Below are 8,721 nucleotides of genomic sequence, written 5' to 3' on the forward strand. Positions count from 1 at the left end.
GTCGAAAACTCCTTATTCATGCCTGAGGGCTTCGATGGGGCGGAGCTTCGCCGCGCGCGAAGCCGGGTAGCTGCCGAAGAAGAGGCCGATCAACGCCGACACCGCGAAAGCGAGCAGCACCGACGACGGCACGAGCACGGGCTGGATTCCGGCGATGGTGAACTGGCTGCCGATCATCCCCGCCGCCACACCCAGGGCCCCGCCGAACAGGCTCAGCAGCGTCGCCTCGATCAGGAACTGCCCGAGGATCGAGGAACGAGGCGCACCAACGGCCTTGCGGATGCCGATCTCGCGGATCCGCTCGGTGACGGTGACCAGCATGATGTTCGTGATGCCGATTCCGCCCACCAGCAAGGAGATCGCGGCCACCGACGCCAGTAGCACGGTGAACGTCTCCGTCGTCGCGGTCCGCGCGGTCAGCAGCTGGTCCTGGCTCAGGATCCGGTAGTCGGCGGTGTCGGTGATCTTGTGCCGGCCGTTGAGGATCGTCGTCACCTGGGCCTGTGCGTTCGGCAGCGCGTCGGCCGACTGCGCCTGCACCACGATCTGGGTGAGACTGCCGTAGCCGGTCAACGCGTTCTGCGTGGTCGACAACGGCGCCACGGCCATGTCGTCGGCGTCCTGCAACCCGCTGGAACCCTTGGCCGCCAGCACTCCCACGACCGTGAACGGGATGTTGTTGACCAGCATGGACTTCCCGACCGGATCCGTGCCGGGGAACAGCTCCGTTGCCACGGTCGCGCCGATCACGACGACCTTGCGCGCCTGCTGGACGTCGTTGTCGGAGAACAGGTTTCCTTGCGCGACCGAGCTGTTCGTGGTGTCGAAGTAGCGCGGGTCGGAACCGATGAACTGCCCGATGTCGTGCGTGGTGTCCCCGTAGCCCGCGGTCGCCTGCGCTGAAACGACCGGCGACGCGTACTTGACGTCGGGGGAGTCCTGGCTCACCAGCGCAGCCGCGTCCGCCGTGGTCAGCGGCTTCGCCGTGCTGCCGGGCTGGGCGCGCTGCGGACTGATCGTCAGGATGTTCGTGCCGAGCCCGGCGATGCTCTGCTGCACCGCGCTCGACGCGCCGTTGCCGACCGCGATCAGCAGGATCACCGACGCGACACCGATCAGGATGCCCAGCGTGGTGAGCCCCGACCGCATCTTGTTGGCGGTCAGGCCTCTCACCGCGAACGCTGCGATCTCGAAGATCCTCACACCAGCACCCCCGCGACCTTCCCGTCGACCACGCGGACCGTGCGCATGGCGTGCGACGCGACCTCGTCCTCGTGCGTGATCAGCACGACGGTGCGCCCGCTTGCGTTGAGCCGGTCGAGGATGCCCAGCACCTCACGGCTCGACTCGGTGTCCAGGTTGCCGGTCGGCTCGTCGGCCAGCACGATCGCGGGCGACGTCACCAGCGCCCGCGCGATCGCGACACGTTGTTGCTGGCCACCGGAAAGCTCGTTGGGCCGGTGGTGCGTGCGGTCCTGCAAACCAACGAGTTCAAGCGCCGCCAGCGCCCGTTCCCGGCGTTGGGCACGCCGAACTCCCGCGTACACCAGCGGGAGCTCGACGTTCGCGAGTGCCGTGGTTCGCGGCACCAGGTTGAACGACTGGAAGACGAACCCGATCTTCCTGTTGCGCAGCAACGAGAGCTGCTCCTCGTCGAACTCGCCCGTGTCGATGCCGTCCAGCAGGTACTGGCCGGACGTCGCGATGTCGAGGCAGCCGAGGATGTTGAGCAACGTCGACTTGCCGGAGCCCGACGCACCCATGATCGCGATGTACTCGCCCTTCTGGACGATCAGGTCGAGGCCCCGCAACGCATGCACGGCCGTGTCACCGTTGCCGTACGTCTTGCGGAGGTCACGGACCTCGATGACCGGGCTCATCGACCGGTCCCGGTGAGGCCGCCGCCGTTGCGCTGCCCACCACCGGTGCCGGGGAACTGCCCGGTGCCCGGCTGCTGCTGACGGTTGGTGCTGTTGGACGTGCTCACCTGCGGTAGCACGACTTCCTCACCGGCGCTCAGCCCGGACTTGATCTCCACGTACTGGTCACCGCGCACACCGATCTCCACCGTCTTGCGCGACTCCACGCCGTTCTCCATGACCTGCACCGAACTCGCGCCGCTGACGGTCTGCACGGCCGCCGCGGGCACCGCGAGGACACCTTGCGCGGACGCGACGGTGATCTCGACGCTCGCCGACTGACCCGGCTTCAGCTCGGCCGGCGGCTGCGTCAACGCGAGGCTCACGCCGTACTGCACAACGTTGTTCGCGGTCGTGGGGGTGAGGTCGACGGTGGTGACCTTCGCCTGCACCGGAGTTCCGGCCATCGCGTTGACCGTGACGGTCGCCGCCTGGTCGGCCTTGAGCTTGCTGACGTCGGACTCGGAGACGTTCGCCTTCACCACGAGGTTCTTCAGGTCGGTGACGACCACGAACCCGGACGCCGTCGTGGTGGCCGTGGTGCTGGAGGTGGAGGAGCTGCTGCTGGAAGTGCTGCCGCTGCCGACCTTCTGCCCGACGGCCCCGGTCACCGACGTGATCGTGCCGTCGCCGGGAGCCGTCAGCACGGTCGCGGCGAGGTTGTCCTTGGCCTGCTGGAGCGCGAGCTGCGTCTGCCGGTACGCGGTGAGCAGCGCGTTCGTGCCTGTGCCCTTCTCCAGGGCCGCGTTCAGGTTGCCCTGCGCGATGTCGACCTGGAGCTGCGCCTGCGTCGGGTCGAGCTTCGCGAGCTGCTGCCCCTTGGTCACCGCGTCGCCGACCTTGACGTTGATCTCGGTGACCGTGCCGCTCGCCCCGAACGACGCGGCGGCGCTGAACGAGCTCTGCACCGTCCCCGAGGCCGTCACCACCTCGCTGACGTCCCGGTTGGCGGCGGCGGCCGTACGAGCGGTGGTGGTGGACTGGGCATTGCCGGAGGAACCGAAGAACACCAGGTAGCCGGCCACACCGGCCCCGAGGAGCACCACCACCAGCAGTCCGTTGATCAACAAGGATCTGCGACGTCGAGTCATGGCTCGGGATCGTCGTCCGGCAAGCTGTGTCAGGGCTGCGAGTTTCCTGGCAACGAGCTGAAGATCAGCTCGACCGTTTTCACCCGAATGAGCCCCTTGTTGCTTTTCGAGCAAGCCCTACGGTCGAGGTTATGGCCACGAGTACTCCATCTACCGCATACAGCCGGGATCTGGGCGACGAACTGCGCAAAGTTCGCGAGACGTCGTCCGAACTGACGGGCGCCGCCCTGGCCGTCCGCCTCGGCTGGGACCCCAGCAAGGTCTCCACGCTGGAGAACGGCAAGTACCGTCCCAGCGAGATCGACCTCGTGCAGTACCTGTCGATGCTGGGCAAGGACATCGACTTCTTCGAGGACTTCAAGCGCCGCTTCCGCTACGCGTTCGAGGAGTACATCGTCCAGGTCTCGGACAACCTCCGTACCCTCGCGATGGCGGAGGCGACCGCCACGAAGATCATGCGGTACGACCCGCAGTCGGTGTCGGGGCTGATTCAGACGCCGGAGTACGCGCATGGCGTCTACCAGCTGAGCGGGTTCGTGACCGAGGACCGCATCCCGGCACTCGTGCAGTCCCGGATCGATCGTCAGTCGATCCTGAAGCGGCACAACAAGCCGAGCTGCCTGTTCTACATCCACGAGCGCGCGTTGCAGGTGCGGGTCGGCGACGACCAAGTCATGGAGGATCAGTACCTCCAGCTGCTGTTCTACGCGCCCCTCGTGCGGATCATCCCCGCAGACGCGCCTGTGTTCGCCTCCAGTTGCACGTTGTGGGAGTTCGAAAAGGCGATGCCGGTGGCGTTCATCGACACCGACCTGGCGAAGGTGTTCGTGCAGGATCCCGCCGCAATCATCAGGGCTCGTTTGCTGTTCGACCGTTTGGCTGAGGTTGCCTTGGATGAGGAACAATCGCGGAGCAAGCTGGCGGAGTACGTCAGCCGACCGCGAGAGGACCTCTATGGCGCAGGAACGCGTTTGGCGTAAGAGCAGCTACAGCGGGGGCACGGAGGACAGCGACTGCGTCGAGGTGTCGGTCGCCGCTGATGCTCTGGTCCGTGACTCGAAGAATCCGGCTGGGGGCGTTCTGACCTTCGGTGCCATCGCCTGGGCGAACTTCGTCCAGAGGTTGCCAGTTAGTTGACAACTGCTCCGTTCGGCGGCACAGCCTGCTAGGACGATCACATGAACCTCGTGTGGGTCCTGCTTGGCGTGGGCGTGGCGTTGGCCGTCGTGGCAGGCGCATGGCTCCGGCTCCGGCGTCGTTCGTCCAGGACGCGCCGCGTCTCCGCGGGTCGGGACAGGCACTCAAAATTGATCGGTGGTGTCGAAGAGGAGTCGTTGTACCGGCGACAGCCCGCCTACCAGTTCGACGACGACACGGACTACCTCGACGACACCGACTACTACGACGACCAGTGGGACGGCGTGTCCGCAGCACGGTCGGTCGGCGGGGAAGAGTCCTCGAGGTCCGGGTTCACGGTCGCCGCTCAGCTGGGGCGCTGGCTTTCGGAGGACGTCCCGCTCGGCGGCAGGAAGTCTCCACTGCCCCGGGACGGCCTGTTCGTGCGCCGCAACAACGCGTTCGGCACCAGGGCGGTGCTCGGCATCAAGGACCTGATCGACGAGGGGGTCCTGATCGACCAGGCGCAGATCAGGTTCGACGACTTCGTCGCCTCGGACCCGTCCGGCATCCCGTTGCCGCCGCCAGGCCACGCGCTCGCGGTGAGCAGCGGCTCCTGTCCCGCCCAGGCAGGTCTGCGCGCCAACGAGAACACGACCCACTTCGTCGAGATCGCGTTGCGGGCGGGGGAAGCGGGCGGGTCCGCCGCGCAGTCCGTGCCGGTGAACTTCGTGTTCGTCGTGGACACCAGCGGTTCCATGGCCGGCGGGAAGATCGAGACGGTCAGGACCGCGATCCGCGAGCTCTACGCCCAGCTGCGCGACACGGACGTCCTCGGCATCGTCGCGTTCGACACCACGGCCAGGACGTTGCTCAAGGCCACGCCGAAAGCGTCGCTCGGGCAGGAGAAGCTGGACGCCATCGTCGCGGCACTGCGCGCGGACGGCGGCACCGACATCAACCTGGGCGTCCTCTACGGCATCGACGAGATCTCCCGGCACTCCCGGCCGGATGTCGTGAACTGCGTCTACCTGTTCTCGGACGGGGAGCCGAACTCAGGCGAACGCGACTGGATCGCCATCCGCCGCAACATCGCCGCCAAAGCTCGGGGCGAACTGACGCTGTCGTGCTTCGGGTTCGGCCGGGACGCCCGCCTGCGCGAGTTGGAGGCACTGGCGGGCACGACCGGGGGGTTCTGCACGCTCGTCACCGATCCCGAGGACGTGCGGGTCACCCTCGCCGAGGACCTCGCGCGGCGCGAACACCTCGCCGCACTGAACATCCAGCTCCAGATCAGCCTCGACGCGACCGTCACCGCCTGGCACCTGTACGGCCACGACCTCATCACCGACGTCCCGACCCGTGCCCGCGTGGAGCGAGACGTCGCCGCGGCTCGCGAGCGCGCACGGGAGGAGTTCGGCGTCGAGTCGCTGCCGGACCTCGTCACCCAGGACGAGGGCATCCGGATCTTCGCCCCGGACCTCGCCCACGGCGAGACCTACTGGGTGGTCCTGGAGGTGCAGGCCCCGGCCGACGCGGTCTTCGGCACCGCCACCGTGCAGCACGTGGACCTCGTCGCCGGCGGGAACCGTCTGCAGAAGCTGCGACTCGGCGCCGACAGCACGATCGCCCCGGAGACCGCCTTCGCGCACGCCGTGGGCCTGTGGACGAGCGAGATCACCTTCTACGCGCTCGACGACCTCTACCAGAACGACCGGGAGACGGCGAACTCCCGGCTCGCCGAGCACGTCGAGACGTTGCGCCAGGCCCACGCGCACACCCCGGCACCGCAGTTCCGCGACGACCAGGTGACGTTCCGCAAGCTGATGAGCCTGACGGCGAACCTGGGCACGGTCCGGGCGTTCTCCGACACCGGTGACGCCGTCGCCGTGCACGTGCTGAACGCGTTCGGTCAGAGCAGGTCGGGCTTCGCGCGCAACCGGTTCGGCTAGCCGGAAAAATTTCCTCGAAACTCGTTGAACCGCCTCCCGTCTCGCTACGTGTTCCCGCCGTACAACGGGAACGAGGGGGATGGGCCATGGCTGACGAGAAGACGGTGTTGATCGGCCGCTGCGGCCCGACGGTGCTGCTGCCCAAGCAGGGCAGCAAGATCGTTCCGCTGCGCAGGTCCACCCCGCTGCGGGTGGACGTGGCGGGTGGCGGCCCGGTCGGCCTCGCCTTCGCGTGCACCATCAAGTCGTTGCTGGGCGAGCAGGTCTCGGTCCGCGTGCACGACCGCCGCTGGATGCGCCAGGGCAATCGCGTCGTGTGGAAGGGCTTGTCCGAGGGCAACAACCGGCGCGAGCAGGTCGTGACGCTGCAGAGCAACGTCTGGGCCGCCCTGCCGTCCGCCGTGCAGCAGCGCCTCTTCACGCCCGGCAAGTTCTCGGAGATGTGGCCGCTCGGCCCCGATTCACCCGCGTCCAAGGGCCGTCCGCGCAACATCAAGATCCGCTGGATCGAGGACTGCCTGCTGGACATGGCGCAGGACGTCTACGGCATCGAGGTCGTCCCCGCCGCCTACACCCCGCCCGCGAAGTTCGACGGCCTGCACGTGCTCGCCATCGCGGACGGCGCGCGTTCCGCCACCCGCGACGCGTTCTCGGCGCAGTTCGGCACCCCGAGCCGCGAACTGTTCTCCGTGGACGGTTCGCCGCTCGACGAGCGCGTCCTGGGCATCCGCGTCACCGCGAAGTCGCCCGACGAGCACACCGTCCCGCTCACCGTGGCGCAGAACAGGTTCCTCTTCAACTCGCTCGGCGGCGGCTTCATCAACATGCGCCTGACCGCCGAGGAGGCGTCCGAGATCGTCGCGCTCGGTGAGAGCGGCCCGGTCTCGTGCATCGGCAAGTTCGGCTGCACCATGCGTCCTGCTCCGAACGGCCGCTTCGTCTGCGACCGGCACCGCGCCGTGTTCAAGCCGTCCGTCGACAAGCTTTCCTACCTGTGGCCCCGAATCCTCGACGGCCTGCGCTTCTTCGGCGTCGGCGTGGCGGACGTCGTCGGCATCAACTCGTTCACGCTCGGCATGCAGCAGATGTCGAAGTTCACCGCCCAGCTGGCGCCCGACACGTTCGGCTTCCTGCTCGGCGACGCCGCCAACTCGCTGCACTTCTGGCCGGGCCGCGGCCTCAACACGGGCCTGAAGAGCGCGCTGTCGTTGGCCGTGAACCTGCAGAAGCGCTGGCGTGGCAGGTCTTTCCGCGCCGCCGACTTCGCCCAGCACGAGGGCATCATGCAGCAGCTCCAGTACCGCGAGAAGTCCCGCGCCTGGACCACCATGCTCATGCCGGACTCGGAAGGCACCCCGCGCGGCATCGAGGACCGCATCCGCGAGGGCCTCCAGGGCCCCTACGACCGCGCGGCGCTCGTGAAGACGCTGTTCGAGCGAGTTCTCGACATCAAGAAGCGCATGGGCGACCGCATGGGCCCGCTGGCCACCGACGAGTGGTACTACGGCCGCGTCAACGCCCTCGACACCCGCACCCTGAAGGTCATGGTGGAGTCCGGCGCCTGGATCACCCGCGAGATCGGCGGCGAGGAGGTCGAGATCCCCTCGGCAGAGGTCAAGGCTCCCGAAACGCCCTCGCGCCGCAACCTCTCTCTCGTCAGCTAGTTGTGGCGAAACCGGTCTAGGGCGGTGGTCACCGCCCTAGACTGCGTTCCGGGGGGAACGCATGAGAGCGACGGGTTACGTGCTGGGAGCGCTCGCGGTCGTCACCGGGCTGGCTCTCGCCCGTGACATGGCGGGCGCTGCCGCCATTCCCGGGACGCCGACCCCGCTGTCGATCGAGTCGATGCGCGTCCTCGCCGACGACGGCTGCAAGCGGCCACCCGGATTCCGGCTCAACACCCTGCAGCGGTTGCACGGCATCGTCCTGGAGGTGGGCGTCACCGACAGCCAGTTCGTCGTGTGCACCGTCGACCCCCAGTCACAGGGCACCTCGACAGCCGAGGTCGGTCCACCTGGTGCCGAGTACTTCGCCGGCCGCCTGGGCCTGGTCGGCGACGACTGGACCGTCGAGGTGGGGCGGGTCGGCCCCGAGGTCGCCGCCCTCGAGTTCGTACTGCCCAGCGGAGAGATCTTCAAGGCCGAGTTGTACGGCGAGACCTACCTCTGCCGGATTCCGCACCACCACGTCAGGATCGTGCGAGTCCGGGCCTACGACGCGGGCGGCCGTCTGCTGCGCGAAGCGGACATCTAGTGTCCTGAGTCGTTAGTTCGTGTGCAGGCGTAGGGTTCGGCGGCATGCCGAACCCGAAGCTGCCCGAGTTGGCGCTCTCCGACGACGAGGCGAGCGTGTTGCGAGGCTGGACGCGGCGTCGGAAGACGGCGCAGGCGTTGGCGTTGCGGGCGCGGATCGTGTTGCGGTGCGCCGAAGGCGGCTCGAACAGTGAGATCGCGGCGGAGCTGGGGATCCGGCGGGCGACGGTGGCGAAATGGCGTTCGCGGTTTGTGGTCGACCGGCTGGACGGGTTGCTCGACGAGGCGCGTCCTGGGCGTCCGCGCACGATCTCCGATGACCAGGTCGAGGCGGTGATCACCGCGACGCTGGAGTCGACGCCGGCCAACGCGACGCACTGGTCGACCCGGT

The 8,721-nt window shown here is 67.9% G+C and carries 9 protein-coding genes; 6 read left to right on the plus strand and 3 right to left on the minus strand.

The features are described 5' to 3' along the window. Nucleotides 1–12 precede the first annotated feature (12 nt). Genes BM417_RS45900 through BM417_RS45910 form a run of 3 tightly spaced genes read right to left on the minus strand, consistent with a single transcriptional unit; the run spans nucleotide 13 to nucleotide 3,010 of the window. On the minus strand, nucleotides 13–1,203 hold the full coding sequence (locus tag BM417_RS45900) for an ABC transporter permease (protein WP_093606418.1): 1,191 nt from the start codon (nucleotides 1,201–1,203) through the stop codon (nucleotides 13–15). Further along, a complete protein-coding gene (locus BM417_RS45905; protein WP_093606419.1) occupies nucleotides 1,200–1,880 on the minus strand; it encodes an ABC transporter ATP-binding protein in 681 nt (226 codons plus the stop codon). Before BM417_RS45905 ends, BM417_RS45900 begins: the two co-directional genes overlap by 4 nt. Next, nucleotides 1,877–3,010: an efflux RND transporter periplasmic adaptor subunit gene (locus tag BM417_RS45910; RefSeq protein WP_093606420.1), complete on the minus strand. Its 1,134-nt coding sequence runs from the start codon at nucleotides 3,008–3,010 to the stop codon at nucleotides 1,877–1,879. The genes BM417_RS45905 and BM417_RS45910 overlap by 4 nt, the downstream gene beginning before the upstream one ends. A gap of 131 nt (nucleotides 3,011–3,141) precedes the next feature. On the opposite strand from BM417_RS45910, the gene BM417_RS45915 reads away from it, so the two are divergent. From BM417_RS45915 to BM417_RS45940, 6 genes are all read left to right on the plus strand, one after another. Continuing rightward, nucleotides 3,142–3,990 (plus strand): helix-turn-helix domain-containing protein, encoded by an 849-nt coding sequence (locus BM417_RS45915; RefSeq protein WP_093606421.1) that lies wholly within the window; start codon nucleotides 3,142–3,144, stop codon nucleotides 3,988–3,990. Further along, on the plus strand, nucleotides 3,965–4,147 hold the full coding sequence (locus BM417_RS45920) for a DUF397 domain-containing protein (RefSeq protein ID WP_093606422.1): 183 nt from the start codon (nucleotides 3,965–3,967) through the stop codon (nucleotides 4,145–4,147). Before BM417_RS45915 ends, BM417_RS45920 begins: the two co-directional genes overlap by 26 nt. Nucleotides 4,148–4,188: 41 nt before the next feature. Beyond that, on the plus strand, nucleotides 4,189–6,078 hold the full coding sequence (locus BM417_RS45925) for a VWA domain-containing protein (RefSeq protein ID WP_093606423.1): 1,890 nt from the start codon (nucleotides 4,189–4,191) through the stop codon (nucleotides 6,076–6,078). An 86-nt stretch (nucleotides 6,079–6,164) separates the two neighbouring features. Next, nucleotides 6,165–7,742: a hypothetical protein gene (locus BM417_RS45930; RefSeq protein ID WP_093606424.1), complete on the plus strand. Its 1,578-nt coding sequence runs from the start codon at nucleotides 6,165–6,167 to the stop codon at nucleotides 7,740–7,742. 61 nt (nucleotides 7,743–7,803) lie between these two features. Further along, on the plus strand, nucleotides 7,804–8,331 hold the full coding sequence (locus BM417_RS45935; protein ID WP_093606425.1) for a hypothetical protein: 528 nt from the start codon (nucleotides 7,804–7,806) through the stop codon (nucleotides 8,329–8,331). 44 nt (nucleotides 8,332–8,375) lie between these two features. After that, the coding region (locus BM417_RS45940; protein WP_143139107.1) for a helix-turn-helix domain-containing protein at nucleotides 8,376–8,721 on the plus strand (346 nt) is incomplete at its 3' end.

It is taken from the genome of Lentzea waywayandensis, from assembly GCF_900115955.1.
In the GTDB taxonomy this organism is placed as follows: domain Bacteria; phylum Actinomycetota; class Actinomycetes; order Mycobacteriales; family Pseudonocardiaceae; genus Lentzea; species Lentzea waywayandensis.

Excerpts from the sequence above, each read along its gene's own strand:
- BM417_RS45905 (WP_093606419.1), bottom strand. The coding sequence starts at position 1,880 with ATGAGCCCGGTCATCGAGGTCCGTGACCTCCGCAAGACGTACGGCAAC.
- BM417_RS45910 (WP_093606420.1), bottom strand. The coding sequence starts at position 3,010 with ATGACTCGACGTCGCAGATCCTTGTTGATCAACGGACTGCTGGTGGTG.
- BM417_RS45915 (WP_093606421.1), top strand. The coding sequence starts at position 3,142 with ATGGCCACGAGTACTCCATCTACCGCATACAGCCGGGATCTGGGCGAC.
- BM417_RS45920 (WP_093606422.1), top strand. The coding sequence starts at position 3,965 with ATGGCGCAGGAACGCGTTTGGCGTAAGAGCAGCTACAGCGGGGGCACG.
- BM417_RS45925 (WP_093606423.1), top strand. The coding sequence starts at position 4,189 with ATGAACCTCGTGTGGGTCCTGCTTGGCGTGGGCGTGGCGTTGGCCGTC.
- BM417_RS45930 (WP_093606424.1), top strand. The coding sequence starts at position 6,165 with ATGGCTGACGAGAAGACGGTGTTGATCGGCCGCTGCGGCCCGACGGTG.
- BM417_RS45935 (WP_093606425.1), top strand. The coding sequence starts at position 7,804 with ATGAGAGCGACGGGTTACGTGCTGGGAGCGCTCGCGGTCGTCACCGGG.